Here is a 16,787-nt window from a genome sequence, read left to right on the forward strand (position 1 = left end):
ATGTGTTAAATAACTTCTTAGTCACTGCAATCTTTTCTCAAAAAGGATAAGTAAGATTAACCTAGTATTTAGTCATCACCAAGCTGCTATTTTCTCAGGTAAAGGATCCATTGTCTCCATCATTCTATCGTATAACCGCTTAAACAATTTCATTTTTATGGCCTGATAATGTATGTCATTCCAGAGGTTTGATGATTCATTCGGGTCTTTTTCCAAATCATATAATTCTCCGTGTTCCATTCCTGAATAAACAATAAGTTTAAACTTTTCTGTCCGAAGCATATTCGCTGATATTCTTCGTTGATCATCCCCTCTTCTATCATCGTAAAATTCACAATAGACATCATTCCTATGAGGCCCTTCTTCATTTGAACCTATTAATAAATCCCATAAAGACTTTCCTTGCGTACCTTTATAATTCGGTTGTCCAATCGCCTCTAACAATGTTGGCGCGATATCCACTAGCTCAACCATCGTATTCATTCGTCTATTCCCTTGTATTCTGCTTGGGCATGAAATGATGAATGGAACGTTAACAGCTGGATCATAAAAGTGAGGACCCTTTAAATAAATGCCATGGTCACCTAGCATCTCTCCATGGTCTGACATAAAAATAATGATTGTATTTTCTAACTGCCCTGTTTCTTCAAGGACATCAATTATTCTACCAACCTGCTTATCAATTAAATCAACCATCGCCCAGTAAGCAGCCTTTAAAGATTTATGATCCTTTTCACTCATTTTAGAAGCAGGAAATAAACCCTTTATTCCATATGCCCTTTCATGATCAATTTGTTGGTAAATTGTCTTTTCCTCTAATTCATTCTCTTTATAGTTAGGCATAGGGATCTCATCGAGAATATCTAAATATCGCTTCAAATAATCTTCCGGTGGGTCAAATGGGTGATGGGGATCAAACATATTCACCGAAAATAACCATGGATTTTCAAAATCGGCATTGTTTTTAATAAAATTGATTGCCTTTTGCGCACACCATGTTGTTTGATGATTCTCCTCATCAGGACAATATTCGATATATGGCATACCTTCGACCTTTCTTTTTTTAACCTTCACACCCTTCTCTGTGAGCCAGTGTTGATAGTCATCAGAGGGCCAATTTCGATTTGGATGATGGGACCAATTAAATTCCGTATAACCGTCATTAATCCGAGGCTCCCTAGCAGTAGAAACAGATGGGTTACAGGCAGAGATATGTAACTTACCCGCTAAACCACATATGTACCCTGCATCCGCTAACAACTTTGTAACCAGAACTTCATCAGCGGGAATTGATTGTCCATTTTGTCTAGTACGATTTGTCCTCGGATACCTGCCTGTTAGAAAACTTGCTCGACTTGGGGTACAAACTGTACTATTGCTATAGCATTGCTCGAATAACACGCCACTTTTTGCTAACCGATCAATATTTGGTGTATTTACAAATTCATTTCCATAACACCCAAGTGTATCAAAACGTTGTTGATCCGTAGTTATCCAAAGAATATTTGGTTGTTTCATCTTCCTTCCTCCCCATGCATTGAACCCTGTTAAATGAACATGTTCATTTAGATTAAAAGTTATGACAATACCTAATTCTTCCTTTGCTTAACGCCTCTAAGTGGATAAACATCTGTCCTCTCTGCCCATTCTTTCCAAATTCCTTTTAATTCTGTTACGAGGGCTGGGTACTGGTCTTTTAAATTCCGCATTTCGGTCCGGTCATTATCTATATTATAAAGTTCCCAGTCACCCTCTTTGACTTTCGATAGTTTCCATGGACCCTTTCGTACACCGCAGTGTTGCTCATGTTCAAAGCAAAAGGTGCGTTCTTGCCTTTCCTCCCCCTTAAAGATAGGGACTAAACTTTCCCCTTCCATTGGAAGAATTGGCTGTCCTTTATAATGATCAGGGTATGGGGCATTAGCAATATCAACCAAGGTTGCCATTATATCAATAAAGTGACCAGGCTGGTGTTCAATCTCACCTTGACGTTTAATGGTTTCTGGCCAATGCGCTAATAATGGAGTACTAATCCCACCTTCGTGGCCATAATGCTTATATAACCGAAGGGGTGTGCTGCATGCATTAGCCCAACCAGAGCCATAGCTATGGTACGAGTCAGGTCCCCCCATTTTTTCTAAATCTGCTTCACGATGTAAGAAATTGGAGGTTGTTTTCCAATTATCAAATCCCCACGGATCCCACTCGGCACATGCTCCATTATCAGAACAAAATAAAATCAAGGTATTCTCTAGTTCACTATTTTCTCGCAAATCGTCTAAAACTCGTCCGATATTTTGGTCCATTCGATCAATCATCGCTGCATAAATGGCCATTCGCTTCGCTAAGTCTTTCTGCCGATCCGGGTCAATCGAGTCCCATGCAGGATTTGTACCTCGGATGTCCCTATCCCGATTCCAATATTCTGATCGAGGCGTTAGTGGTGTATCTTCTCCAACAATCTCAAGCTTTTTCATTCTTTCTAACCGATCTTCTCGAATTCGATCCCAGCCCTTTTCGTAAACCTTCTCATACTTGGCAATCTCCTCTTCCGGTGCCTGAAGGGGAAAATGAGGAGCATTGTAGGACAAATAGAGAAAATAAGGCTGATCATCAGAACGCGAATCCTTCAGAAAATCTAGAGCATAGTCCGTAATCGCATCTGTTGCGTAAAATTCTCCCTCTTCATAATGTCTTGTTGGACGATCTTTAGGTAGGCGAGAATAATCTTTTTGATCCCAGAAACTTGTAAATCCACCTAAAATGCCATAGAAATCATCGAAACCACGTTCTACTGGTCCCTTTTCCCCGACATGCCATTTTCCTGATAGATACGTATGATATCCACTTTCCTTTAACACTTCGGCAATCGTCACACATTGATCCTTTAAGAATCCACGATAACCCGGAATCTCATGGTCTTCTGTCATATGCCCTACACCAGCTTGATGTGGGTATACCCCAGTTAATAACGATGCCCGACTTGGGCAACAACGTGCTGAATTATAAAACTGCGTTAACCGCAAGCCGCCCTTAGCAAGTTGGTCTAAGTTTGGGGTTTGGATCTCACTTCCGAAACTTCCTAGATCAGAAAATCCTAAATCATCGGCTAAAATTAATACGATATTTGGTTTTTTCTCAGACATGTTTTATCCCTCCAAATGTTTCTCTGTTCTTTGTTGACGCCCATTGTTTTCTAAACAAGTCAACGAAATGTCTTGAAATAAAAGAGTGGGATTGCTACTGCCAATCCCCTCTTTCACTCCTCTTCTAAATGACTATCTTGGTCTGAATGAATCATTAATTTTTTTAATCTTATCTAATGCAATCTTAGGTGTTCGATCTTCTTTTAATAATCCATTGATTTCCTGTTGAACATCGGTTGTTTGTGTATAGCAATATCCCGTTATATAAGGAATCGCTTTAATTGCCTCAGTCATTTCTTCGTAACGCATTAGGAAGGCTTCCTCAGAATCTACTTGATTCCCGTATCCCCAACCACGTTCGTCATTGAAAGCAATTCCGCCATATTCCGTGATCATGACAGGCTGGCCTTTATATTCATATCCTTCAGCCATTGCATACTTATGATGATTAGCAGTAATTTCATTGTTAAGAATTCGATCCTTATCTTTATAGCGCTCGTAGAAGACTTTTCCAAATTCTTCATAATCATGCAAGCCGATAATATCGGAAATTGTATGTTCCCACCCATCATTCACAATAACTGGACGTTCAGAATCAATTGATTTTGTTAGATGATAGATAGATTCGGTGAATTGTTGTTGCTTTTTATCTGTAAGGACATTTCGGATTCCCCAAGATTCATTAAACGGAACCCACGTAATGATCGAAGGATGATTATAATGCTGTTGTACAATTTCTAGCCATTCTGTTGTAAAGTTATCAACTGCTTCATCTGAAAAGTCGAATGTGGAAGCCATCTCAGACCATACCAATAATCCCTTTTTATCACACCAATATAAAAATCTTTCATCTTCAATTTTTTGGTGCTTTCGAACACCGTTAAAGCCCATCTGAAGGGTTTTTTCAATATCTTCAAGCATCGCTTCATCTGATGGGGGAGTGAGCATTGTATCTGTCCAATAACCTTGATCTAATAACAGCTTTTGGTAGATTGGCACATTATTTAGCAAAACCTGCCCATTTTTAATCGAAATTTTCCTCATCCCAAAATAGGAATCTACTTCATCAACAAGTTTACCTTCCACATACAAACGAAATTGAACATCGTACAAATTCGGATTTTGCGGTGTCCAATGGTAAACCTTCCAGTGATGTATTTCCGAAGTAAGATCTACTTCAAAATGGATATCCGAACGATCAGGATTAATAGAAAATTGCTTAACCCTTTTTCCCGAAAATGTAACAGTTGTCTCAAGTCTAGTATCTTCCGGCAATTCTCCATGTAGTTTATAGTCAAAAACTACGGAGTTTGTATCAATATTCGGTGTCATCTTTACGCTTTCAATACTTTCTTCATTTAAAAATTCCAACCAAACAGTTTGCCAAATACCCGTATTTTGCACATACCAGCAACCAAAGTTTTGATCCATCCACCGCTGTTTTCCCCGAGGCTGATAACAGCTTTGGCTATCTTCTACTTTAACAACTAATTCATTTTCCTTTGTATTGTCTGTAGCATGGCTAATATCAAAAGAGAACGCAGCATATCCCCCTTTGTGCTGACCGATAAAAATACCATTCACCCATACTTTTGTTAGATAATCAGAAGCTTGAAAACGCAGGATCGCTCTCTTTCCAATTTCCTCTTTTGGAATTTCAAATGTTCTTTGATACCAAATATATGGATGAAACGTCTCCTCTCCAATTCCACTGGCCTTTGTTTCATACGTAAAAGGAACTTGTATCTCTGTAGAAAATGAAGGTTTCTCATACCACGATCCTTTTTCCCCGATATTATGATCATCAAAGGCAAATTTCCATGTCCCATTTAAATTCATCCAAGATTGACGCTGAAATTGCGGTCTCGGATATTCTGTTCTTTGATATGTTTTTACAGTCGTTGTCATCTACATTGCTCTCCTTTAATTTTAGAATGCCGAACGATCTTCCAATATCCATAAATACTTTGTATTAATACTAATGCTAGAAAGCCTCGCGCCACATGGAATGGTCCCACTAGCATTACTTTTCACCTTGCCACTTTAATATGATGGAGTCTGCATCCGCCTCCAATATTCCATGAAGCTTTTTTGAAATAAATTGATTATCCTTCTGATGATTAATTAATTGTTTAAAGCCTTCCATGTGTTTGACAATTTTCTTAGCATTCTGTTGCTTTTCATAATGGCCAACTGAGATTAAATGGGTGGACAAAGCCCGATAGACTTGTTCAGATAGATCTTCCTGATGACTTTCAAGTGTTGAAAGCATGTCAGATGTATTAATATCTTCCTTCCAATCATGTGGGTGAACCGAAATATCAAACCCGGTAAAAGAGTTATATGTCGCTTCCGCACCATCGGTATAGAATCCAACTCGTGCAGGTCTATTTTTGAATGGATCCTTTATATCAAAAATCAATTTATTATTGACCCACAGATAGATTCGGCCATCTGTACGCACAGTCTTATAGAAGTTCTGTGCACTAATTTCCTCACGTAGCGCCAAGGAAAATGGGCGGTTACTTGTAGACGGTACTTTTAAACGGATCCTATCAGTCATGAGTGTGTTATTGAAACTCGCAACATGATAATCTCCTCGTCCTTTCCCATCATAGACATATTCTATTGGACTCCATTTATCTTCAGTTGCATTCCAGTTGTCCATTCCGAAATTTTGTGAATCGACATCCGGTAATGTATAAAATTCGTCAATCCAATTGATCAATTCAAACTTTCCATGCAACCACAAAATTTTAGCTTGCGAAACTTCAGCGGGTGCTCGCAAATCATATACATATTCTGTTTGCTCTAATCCCTCGTCGAAATTAGAATGACCATAGATCGTATCGCGTGCAGTTGATGCTGTCTCTAGCAGTTCAGCTTTCCCATTCACTACTTGATGAATTTCAAACTGATTCGTAGCATAATTCGTATATGCTACAACATAATTTTGGTCATCGACATACTCTAAAATAACGCCAGTCTTTCCCGATTTTGGTAGTGATCCCGTATCGATATTCACCGAAAATTCATGCTCCCGCATTGGGTCACCCTTCACTGTTAGGGATTCAGCCTTAGATGGAGATGTTATTCCTTTGTTCGAAACTTTCCAGTCCTTATTCCAATCGTTAAAATAGTTTCCATATTCACTCCACCCTACAGTAAGACTCAAGTTATCCATGCTGCACTTAGCCCCATTGCACACCAGACCAACTTTTCCAGGAGTGGACATTTCCTCCAGTTCAAGCACTGGTTTATCGTTATTTAACTTGTAATGATCCAATTCAGCAAACAATTTAGATCCATTTTTATAAACCTTCAGTGGATGGTATTGTTCACCAAAATCCTTTGCTCGATCATCCTTATGGAGAAATTCAAAGGTTTCAGGTAATGGATGCTCTTCTGTGGTAGTTTCCCCATTTATGGTGGAAGAGACAATATAGGTAAGGTCATCTCGATCAATGAAAAGGCGGACAAAGTTATTTTTATCCTTGTGCCAAACGGTAACACCTGCACGACCTTGATTACCGCTATCCTTATCATCAAAGCGAATATTGATTTCTAAAAAGAAATTCTTGAGCTTGTAATCCTTTAACAGAATCTCTTTTAATTTGTTAGGAGTGTTGAAATACAGTGAATCATTTTTAATTGAAACACCTTGACTATCGCTATAATTGTCTAAGCTATCGCTTGTATCAAATCGATCATTAAACGTCGGTTGCCACGCATCAAAATGCTGATCAGGCGAATTTTCCGAGGTCGGTCCGTCGACAACCATTTCATCACCCCAGAGGTAAACACGATCTTTCCCTTGACCATTGTCGCCATCCCATAATCCTTTGTAAGTCACCCATGTCTCAAAACCATTAGGTCCTTTAATCACATTTGGTTGGGTCGGACCAACAATATCTGCTTCAACCGCTTGCCCATTCGTGTCATATAATCCAAAATCGAGATGATAAAAATTGAGCTTTGAGCCATTTGTGCTCACTTCAGCGGTGATAACGTTCTCACCCTTTTGAAGTACTGTATCCGGCACTTCTACCATTTCGTAGCTACGTTGTTGACCTTGCTGTTGATGAATCTCCTGGCCGTTGATATAGATTTTTCCATATCCCTCCAAGCGATGTCTTAAAGCCACTGTTTCCGGGATACTTTCAAGATGGAAAGTTCGCCGTACCCATAAATTCTGCGGTCCTTCTGGGGAACCCCATATCTCGCTTTGTTTCGTTTTTTCATCATTATAAATGCTCGGGATTAAAACCTCTCGCTCTGTAAGAGGATAACCGAATCCACCTTTTCCAGTACTCCAATCAGAGGCAATATAATTCACCTTTTTCCAATCTCCTTCTGGTTCGGTAAATGTATACTGATAATTTTGCCAACCGTGTTCCGCTGTTGGTAAAATTACATCATAATCCAGAAGCATTCGTTCTAAATTACGTGCAATCAATTTTCCGGGATATTTTGTGCTGTTATCAAAATGATTATAATGATCAGCTTGTGCTACCCCAGTCTCATAGAGTCCGGTTCTTGGTGCCATATTGTTACCCATATAGAGTAAATAATACTGACCATTTTGATAATACATTTCTGGTCCTTCAAAATTAAACTTATCAAAGCTCGCCCAATGCCCTTTCTGGGTATGAATTAATTCCTTTCCAGTACTTCGTCCAGGATTCCCTCTTTCATTAAAGAAAGATTCAACCTTCCACATCCAGGCACTCGCATCAAAGGACCTTTCTTCTCCCGTATTTGGATCTGCCTCAAATGGATTTACCTTCCGTAAATAAAGCAACTCTCCATTCGGAGCAACAAAAAATTGGACATCGATCCCCATATCGTATTTCTCTTCCCAAAAGCTATGTCTGAAATCTGGGATCGTATGCATAGAGCTAGGATCTCCGTGCATTAGGTTGCTACTATTAAATCCGTAAAACATGACACCATTATGAAAAAACAAATCTGAAGCCCCAAATTCGGTGTAATCATTTTCGGCATATGGAGGAAGTGTATTTGGGTCACTTGAAATGAATTCGTAAGGACTTTCCCAATGAATCATATCTTTGGAACGATATACATTTCCCAACGACCCTGTTCCCATTACATAATAATAACCGTTATATTTCTCAATTGTTCCGTCATAAACCTTTACCTTTTCTCCCTTGTTGGGACCTGAATCAACTACGAACTTATTGTTAAGTTTTTTAGATTGCTCTTTACCATACACTGTTTGCGGGATAATCATGATGCTTAGGATCGCTATCAAGCCAATTGATCCGATAAAGAACTGATAAAAAATCCTATTTTTCATCAAAGTTCCCATTCACCTACCCCTTTTTTGGATTTTGAACATATTAAAGCCAGTAGTTTGCAATCACCTCCTTTAATTCCTTTAGAGTTCGAATTCACACCTCAGATATCAATCTACCTTTGCTCAGCCCGAAACAGATAATCTACATCTTCCTCTTGTAATGGCACTGTATAAATCCTACAGTCCCGAAATACCCCATTAAATTTAGCTTTACCGTCGGACTCTCCAAAGGCATCTACACCAAATCGAGCGCCAAGTCCTCCTGGATTGAAGTGACTTTCGATTAACGGGGAATCAAAAGTTTTTGTCTCAATCAAAATACCGTCTACGTATAATTTTAAAGTGCCTTCATTAAATACGGCGGTTGCGTGATGCCATTGATTTGTTTCTATCAATCCTGCGGAAGCATTTATTTGGTTCCCTTTATTTCGGACAGCTGTTTCCAATTTCCCATCTTTGATTCGGATCCCTAAGCCGCTATCGTCTCCCCCTTCATCATATAGAACCTGGGTTCCAACTGTGGTATTAGCTTTAAACCACATTGATATCGAACGCATATAAAACTCATCATGCATAAAGCCACTACTTGCATGAGAAGCCAAAGATACATAACTATGGAATGTGGTCGGGTAGTAAGCCTCCAAAGAAAACTGATTCATTAACTGAAATAGCTCATCTTCCTCTAAAGAAAAGACCGTCGCATGGCGAATCTGATGAGGAAAACGACACTGTTCACGATCAAGCTCATCAGACCAATCTACAAGATTGGTAGATTCCTTGATCCCGAATCTCCCATATTTCCAATAATCATAAATCAGATACCACTTTTGCTCATTCCGAATCTTTAATATTTCGGGTCCTTCCGTATAATCCGGGGTAATAAAATCACTGATCACCTCATATGGACCGCTTAAATCGGATGATACAGCAAGCTTATTAGCAATTGGCTGGGAACGCTTCTTGGGATCATAGACGGCGCTTTCGTCCTTTACAAACATATAGTTTATTCCGTTCCATTGCTCAATACTGGCATCAATCGTTTGAAAACCAGGATCAAAAAATAGCTTTGTTTCAGAAAAAGTATCCCAGTCCGATGTGCGACAGTAATAATGTTTATTATGACTCATATCATCTCCAACACTAGAAGCCCAATAGAGAATATAATCCTCTTTTTCTGGGTCGTAATTAAATTCCGGTGCCCATGAATTTTGAACCTGATGATAGTCAGCCATAACCTCGATCGCCTTTTCATCTTCCCATGTTATTAAGTCTTTTGACTTAGCATATCCTAATAATTTCCCTTTTGGACGAATGGTAAAGACCATATGCCAGAATCCATCTTTCCCTTTGTTAATAAAAGGATCCCGTAATATTCCTTCTCCGATCGATGGCGACCAAACGGCATGATTTTGATTAAGTTCATACCAATGTAAGCCATCACGGCTATATGCATAGTGGAGCTTTTCGCTTTTATCGGTTTGCATAGGTCCTGATCTGAAATAGGCAATTAAATAGGCTGCTGATTCCTTAGCCATCATACAACTCTCCTTTTTATATGGTATTTATGCAAAGCTTTGTCTAGGAGGAATCGGATTTTCCAGCTCACCGTAGATGTCCACTAACTTTTTAAACATTTTCAACTTAACCTCTGCATAGCCCTCTTCGTTATACAAATTAACAAATTCATTTGGATCTTCTTTAAGATCGTAAAGTTCGCCCTCTTCTCGATCAAGAAAATAATTTAGCTTATATCGATCTGTTACAAGTGTTTTTACATAAAAGCTAGGTTCTGCACGATTTTCAACTAAACACCAATCTCGTGTTGCTTGATCAGGTTGATACAGCGTTTTTAATTGACTAGTTCCCTGCATGGAAGGATATTTTTCTATTCCAGCAACCTCTAGAAATGTTGGTGCTAAATCCACCAAACTCATTAAAGAATTTGTCCTTTTCCCTTCCGAAAACTCCCCTTTCCAACGAACGAGAAACGGCACACGTAAAATGTCATCATAATGGATCGGGCCTTTTAGCCAAAAACCATGATTACCGGCATAGTCACCATGGTCAGAAGTAAAAACAATTAATGTTTCTTCGGCCAAACCTAACTCATCCAATCTATCTAAAATACGTCCAATATGGTGATCTATTAGGCTAATCATTCCATAATAAGAGGCAAGCCATTTCCTAGCTCTATCATAACCAAGTTTTTTGTTCGTATGGCCTAAACACTGGACTCCCCCCGTATTATGACCAGGATCTGATGTCACATTAATATCCAGTTCATTCATCCGATCTTCCAAGAGATATTGATGAATCAGTGGCTTATCAGCCATTTCTCCCTCTTTTTCAATAAATGGAGGCATTTGATCAGGATCATACATACTATTCCATGGTTCTGGACATAAAAAGGCGTTATGAGGATCCTGAAAACTACACCAAGCTAAAAATGGCTTATCAGCCTCTTTATTCTCAATAAAGTCCATCGTCTGATCCGCTGTCCAGCGAGTATAATGATATTCCTCCGGTAAATCCCAAGACCCTTCACGATGTCCGCCACCAGGACCAAAATACCTCGAAGGATCGATTCCCTGTTCAACTAGCCATGCTCCATAATGCATCCCATGGGAGGAATCTTCGTCGGAATGTCCGTGAACCATTGCGACCTTTTCAAATCCATAGTATGGACCTTGCCACTCTTTCCAAAAATCACGATCATGTATATGTGGTGGGGCTTCAAAACTACCCTCTTTTAATACAGGCTTAAAATGTGCCTTTCCAAACAACCCTGTCGTATATCCATGTTCCACCATTAACTGACCCATAGTTGTTCTATTTTCATCTAATTCAACACCTATATTCCAGCATTTATGTCTCGAAGGGTATTCCCCCGTAATAATGGAGGAACGACTCGGAGAACAAACCGGACTTGTAACATATGCCCTTTCGAAAGCAATCCCTTCCTTGACCAATCGATCCAAGTTCGGGGTATGTATCGTTTCGTTCCCTAATGCATGAATCGTATTCCAATGTTGTTGATCTGTTGAAATTAACAGAATGTTAGGTTGTTTTTCTTTTCCCACTTGCTAGACCTCCAGTTGTCACAATATAATAGATATAAAAATAAACCTTAGTTTCTAAGATAGCCAAAAATTCTTAAACCCTGAATGTTATATTGTTAGATGAATAGATAACAATTTGTTAGATTTTCGAAAGGAGGGGTTACACTTGAAGGAATTTTCCCATGAATATGCGGAACATTGGTTTCATACCCCAACCCCAATGGAAAAGGCTGGTGGGCTTTGGCCTATTAGAGCGGGGCGTAACAAGGCCAAGTCGAATTATAAAATGGGGCCACGTATGATTACATATTATAGTGTACACTTCATCCTAGATGGTGAAGGAATGTTTAATCAGAACGAGACGAATAAAAACATTCAGCAAGGAGATATATTTTGCTTACTCCCTAATCAAACGCACCAATATTCATCCAATCCTGACCATCCACTCCAGATGTTCTGGTTGGCCTTTGATGGGAGACAAGCAATTCCACTTTTAAAACGGATTGGGATTACGAACTATTCCACTCATGTGAAAGGGATAATAAATGAGGAAATTATTGAAATTTTAAGTGAACTTGCTACACATTTTAAAAAGGATGAGGAAGATGATGATCTATTTGGCTTAAGTATCATGTATAAACTATTTCACAGCCTTTCTGTTCAATCAAAACAGAAAAACCTCGCTCCTGCTACACCTAGAAATTGGCTGCAAAAAAGTCAAGAATATATGAATATGCACTTTGCAGAAAATATCTCCGTAAAAGACGTAGCCAAATACGTTGGTATTCACCGCTCCTACTTTGCTGATTCATTTGTTAATGAGGTCGGAGTGACACCAAGTAATTATCTTCTGTCTTTAAAAATGAATCGAGCGGTGGAATTAATTTTAGAGAGAACACATACAATTACCGAAATAGCGCTCTCTCTTGGTTATTCAGACCTTTACTCTTTTTCTCGGGCTTTCAAAAATTATTATGGTGTTTCGCCAAATCGATACCATGCAAAAGAATAAGTGTAAGGACATAATCCCTTCGAAACCAATGGTATCTATACATAAGAATTCCCCATGCTAGAAAACTACCTGCATGGGGAATTTCCACTTAGCTCCTCTTATTTTCCTTTCCAATTCTCAATGAGCGAGTTGGTAGTAGTCGTTAAAACCCCGTACAGCTCATTAGAAATCAAATCATTTTCTAGCTGATAATCAAGCAATTGACTGAAGCTTTCCATATGTTTGATTACCTTTTTAGCCGCTCCTTTTTTCTCAAATTGTCCAACTGCTGTCAAATGAACTTTAAGTGATCGATAATCTTTTTCTGCTAAATCTCCTTGATGCTCCGTAAGGATTGATAGTATATCATTCGTACTTGGTTCTAAAGGGCGCACAAAAATATTATCGTATTTTGTATCACTAAAGACACTTCTAACACCAACCTTACCGTGGATAAACGCGGTAGCACTATGATCATCGTAATCAATTTTTGGCTTGTCCATGTCTCCTACATATATCTTGATATTCGTTCCGCTTGCAACTACTTTAATATGCTGCCATTCATCGATTGGATCATCAAGTTTGGCCCCTGTCAGGTAGGTCCAATTGTAGTTAAATTTACCGAGATGAACGCCATCTTTATTAATATAGGCGACATATCCTTGTAACATATCGGCATTATTGTGGTTCAGTTCTTTTCCATGGGCAGGATTATTTACCCTGAATAGGATACCGCCATCCCCTTTTCCATCCACAACCTGAACATCCGCTTCAACCACATAATTATGCCATGCACTATCCCCAATCACTGACTTTCCAAATGTTCCGGCCCCTGAACGATAAACTCCTTCTTGGTCAATTGGTTGATACTGATCTTGTTCAATAAAACTGAAATGGTGAAAATCAAACTCACCCTTCACCGTTTCTACCTTAATCGTGTGCTTTCCGCTAGGTAATGAAATGTTTTCTTTTATTACACTAGACCAATCATCCCATTCCCCTGTTCGTGGAATATCGATTACTCCCGTGAGATCTATTTTATCATCTAACCACAATCTTACTTGACCACCCTGTTGTTTAGTTGCGACATTTATATCTAATACATAGTCACCACTTTTGGCAATATCAACATTATATTTATACCATTCATCGGTTTGATTCCACCCAATATTAAACGTGCCATCCGGATGATTGCGAATATCCACGCCATCATACCGATATTTGCCTCCGATATTTCTCGGGGTTTTATCATGATAGGCTACACCTTCACCACCAGTCATATAATCGACGGCCATCACTTTTCCCGGCAAGGAGTTAGCACTATCAAATGTATGGAAAATCATTTTTGTAAAAGATAATTCGCCATCGATCACTTCAATCTTGAGCGTATGTTTTCCTTGCGGTAAATCTAAATCGGAAATAGAAATATTCTCCCAATCCTTTTCTTTATCCGTAACGGAAATGGTTATGCTTTCCACTACATCTATTCCATCATCTAACGAAATACGTATTTTCGTATCTTCATCGGAATTATTGGCAATAAAATCAAGTCCATATTTATCTGATTCAGATATGTTTACATTATATTTGATCCATTCTCCCTTTTTTAAATCGCGGATGGCATATCCGCCTTCCGGATCAGGTTTAATGTTTACCCCGTCTTCTCTAAATTCCCCATCGGTATTTGAATCCACATGAACATGATACGCGACACCTTCGCCACCAAGATTATAATCTTCTGCTTCAATTGTGCCAGGGATAGGTTTGTGGATGTCAAAAGATCTAAAGTGGAATTTAGAGATATCAAATTCCCCTTTCACAATTTCTATCTTTAACGTATGTTCTCCTTTTGGCAATTGGACATTTTCCATCCTAAGTATCTGCCAATCGTTCCAACCTTCTGTTGCAGGAACATCAACTATGCCCGTTAAATCAATTTTATCATCCAACCAAAATCTTACCTTGGCGTCCTCGAAAGTTGTGCCGTATTCCATTTCCAGATTGTAGATTCCTTCAGCTTGAATATCGACATTATACTTTAACCATTCACCCGTTTGATTCCATCCAACTGCAGTTCCACCACCTGGCTTATCGCGAATATCAACGGCATCATCTCTTAGCACACCGCCAATATTTTCTGGAGTCGTATCATGATAGGCAACGCCTTCCCCACCCGTGATGTAATACGCTGCTTGAATATCTCCGGGAATCGGTTTAAAACCATCAAATACACTTATGGAATCTTGATTGGTATCCACTCTCCAATTACCTTCATAACGATCCCAGCCGGAATCAAACCCATCATTAAAATCCTCAAAAAGAATGGGTGCATCCTTATACTTACTAATCTCAAAACTAGCAAAAGATAATGAACCCTGAGTGACTTCGATTTTCAGCTTGTGATTTCCTTTTGGTAAAGAAACATGATCGATTATAAAGTTTTGCCATTGACCACCGGTATCTGGAACATCAACCATACCGGTCAAATCAGTCTTGTCATCAAGCGATACTCGCACTTTTGCTCCATTTTTTCCTGTAGCAACCCTTAAGTTAATACTATATTGACCTTCCTCTTCTACATTGACGTTATATTGCAGCCAATCTTTTTTCGCTAGCTTAACACTATACCCACCTTCAGAATTTGGCTGAGTATCAACTTCATCCTGCCGATACGTATGATTTAATTCACCATCAGAAATGTGATAGCCAATACCTTCCCCACCTGAATTATAATGAACAGCCTCTATTTTACCTGGCAAAGGTTTGTGGAAATCAAATACACTACTTCCATTTACTTTATTGCTTGTTGCGATATAACCAAAAGAGGCATGTGCATCGCTTGTTGTGTACCCAATCTTCCCACCATTTAATGAACTTACATCTCTTGTTTGCTTATGCATTCCATCAACGAATATGTTAAACTTGGAGTCTTCCTTTTCAACTCTAATTTGATGTAACTGTTTATAATCAAAATCAGTAGGAAGTGCTGATTTCTTCCAACCCTGTTCAACACCATCAACAACAAAATTTGTTTCTAATTGATTTTCATTTGCACTTAAAACAGCGACTCCATAATTATCCTCGTCTTGGTAGGAAAATACCGCTCCATAACGGGGGTTAGTACTTTCACCTTTATTCACTAAAGTCATGTTAAATTCAGCTGTATAATTGTTTTCTGTCTCATAAGTGGTAACGAGGCGATGCCATGAAGCGTCATTGATTGACTTTTGTTCCAGGGCATGATCATGAAGCGACCAAGTACCGCCATTAACTTCTGACCATTGATTGCCAATATCCTTTCGTTTAAAACGATCACTAAAATCCGGTAAGCCTGGATTTTCTTGTTCAAATGTGGTGGGGCCTAGCACCGTCATCTTATCCCCGTTCCATGCAATCCGATCCATATTAAAATAGCGACCGGGATTCGCATGACTGTGATACACGATGTACTCAGAATCTAAATCAGGACCTCTTACAATGCCATTATGTCCTAGTCCAACATTTTCACCTTCCGTTTTAAGAAGAATTGGATTCTGTAGTGATTTCTCTTTAAAGTTTTTCGTTGGAGAATCACTTGTCGCGTAGTTAATACGATAAGCTTTGCTCCAAACATGATTCCCCACATAGGTCATATAGTATTGCCCATGTCTTTTAAAGACTGTGGGAGCTTCTGTCCATCCATCCATCTCCGCACCTGTGTTTATGGCTGGACCAAAGGTATAGGGATCTTCCATTTTGTAAGCACTTATGCGATCAGACCCCGTACCATAAAAATACCATTGACCATCGTCATCAATAAAGACGTGACCGTCGATTCCCATTCCCAAGTTTTCTGTTTGTTTTACAAAAGGACCTAACGGGCTTGAGCTTTTATAGACATAATGCCCATTGCCGCCTGGCGATGTATACATATAAAAGGCCCCATTCCAATAGGTCACTTCAGGCGCATAAGCTGCTTTTGTACTTGGTTCCTCCGTGACAAGGCCAGCATACTCCCAGTTAATCAGATCTTCCGAAGTCCAAGCCTTGACACCGCTTTTATCATCAACAGTACTAACATAGAGATAGTAGGTGCCATTATATTTTAATATGTAAGGATCTCCTTCCCCATAAAAATCTCCATTATCCCATTCCCATGAATTTGGCAGATCAAAGGGGTTACTGTAGGCAAATGAAACGCTCGGGAATAGGAACAATCCACCTAATATGAGAAGTGCACGTACAAACTGCATTGTGAATAACCCCCATTACTTAATATTCGAATCCTTTAGACG

8 protein-coding genes are annotated in these 16,787 nt (G+C 39.1%); 1 reads left to right on the forward strand and 7 read right to left on the reverse strand.

Annotated features, from left to right (window positions below):
- Positions 1–75: 75 nt before the first annotated feature.
- The 6 genes from KI363_RS03695 to KI363_RS03720 all read right to left on the reverse strand — a co-directional run bounded on the left by KI363_RS03695 (position 76) and on the right by KI363_RS03720 (position 11,543).
- Positions 76–1,518 carry a sulfatase family protein gene (locus tag KI363_RS03695; RefSeq protein ID WP_212965537.1) on the reverse strand — a complete coding sequence of 481 codons (1,443 nt, stop codon included), beginning with the start codon at positions 1,516–1,518 and terminating at the stop codon, positions 76–78.
- A gap of 71 nt (positions 1,519–1,589) precedes the next feature.
- Entirely contained in the window at positions 1,590–3,146 is a 1,557-nt protein-coding gene (locus KI363_RS03700; protein WP_212965538.1) for an arylsulfatase, read from the reverse strand.
- A 132-nt stretch (positions 3,147–3,278) separates the two neighbouring features.
- Positions 3,279–5,054, reverse strand: a complete 1,776-nt coding sequence (locus KI363_RS03705) for a glycoside hydrolase family 2 protein (protein WP_212965539.1) — start codon at positions 5,052–5,054, stop codon at positions 3,279–3,281.
- A 115-nt stretch (positions 5,055–5,169) separates the two neighbouring features.
- The gene (locus KI363_RS03710; RefSeq protein WP_212965540.1) at positions 5,170–8,463 is read right to left on the reverse strand and encodes an FIMAH domain-containing protein; all 3,294 of its coding nucleotides are present in this window, start codon (positions 8,461–8,463) and stop codon (positions 5,170–5,172) included.
- A gap of 113 nt (positions 8,464–8,576) precedes the next feature.
- The gene (locus tag KI363_RS03715; RefSeq protein WP_212965541.1) at positions 8,577–9,998 is read right to left on the reverse strand and encodes a LamG-like jellyroll fold domain-containing protein; all 1,422 of its coding nucleotides are present in this window, start codon (positions 9,996–9,998) and stop codon (positions 8,577–8,579) included.
- Between the two features lie 27 nt (positions 9,999–10,025).
- A complete protein-coding gene (locus KI363_RS03720) occupies positions 10,026–11,543 on the reverse strand; it encodes a sulfatase family protein (protein ID WP_212965542.1) in 1,518 nt (505 codons plus the stop codon).
- Positions 11,544–11,688: 145 nt separating this feature from the next.
- Between KI363_RS03720 and KI363_RS03725 the strand changes: the two genes are divergently transcribed.
- Positions 11,689–12,534 carry a helix-turn-helix transcriptional regulator gene (locus KI363_RS03725; protein WP_212965543.1) on the forward strand — a complete coding sequence of 282 codons (846 nt, stop codon included), beginning with the start codon at positions 11,689–11,691 and terminating at the stop codon, positions 12,532–12,534.
- Between the two features lie 98 nt (positions 12,535–12,632).
- Here KI363_RS03725 and KI363_RS03730 read toward each other — a convergent pair whose 3' ends face one another.
- Positions 12,633–16,745, reverse strand: a complete 4,113-nt coding sequence (locus KI363_RS03730; RefSeq protein WP_212965544.1) for a carbohydrate-binding protein — start codon at positions 16,743–16,745, stop codon at positions 12,633–12,635.
- Positions 16,746–16,787: the final 42 nt, after the last annotated feature.

Source organism: Lederbergia ruris (assembly GCF_018332955.1).
GTDB lineage: Bacteria > Bacillota > Bacilli > Bacillales > Bacillaceae_C > Lederbergia > Lederbergia ruris.

Excerpts from the sequence above, each read along its gene's own strand:
- KI363_RS03695 (WP_212965537.1), bottom strand. The coding sequence starts at position 1,518 with ATGAAACAACCAAATATTCTTTGGATAACTACGGATCAACAACGTTTT.
- KI363_RS03700 (WP_212965538.1), bottom strand. The coding sequence starts at position 3,146 with ATGTCTGAGAAAAAACCAAATATCGTATTAATTTTAGCCGATGATTTA.
- KI363_RS03705 (WP_212965539.1), bottom strand. The coding sequence starts at position 5,054 with ATGACAACGACTGTAAAAACATATCAAAGAACAGAATATCCGAGACCG.
- KI363_RS03710 (WP_212965540.1), bottom strand. The coding sequence starts at position 8,463 with ATGAAAAATAGGATTTTTTATCAGTTCTTTATCGGATCAATTGGCTTG.
- KI363_RS03715 (WP_212965541.1), bottom strand. The coding sequence starts at position 9,998 with ATGGCTAAGGAATCAGCAGCCTATTTAATTGCCTATTTCAGATCAGGA.
- KI363_RS03730 (WP_212965544.1), bottom strand. The coding sequence starts at position 16,745 with ATGCAGTTTGTACGTGCACTTCTCATATTAGGTGGATTGTTCCTATTC.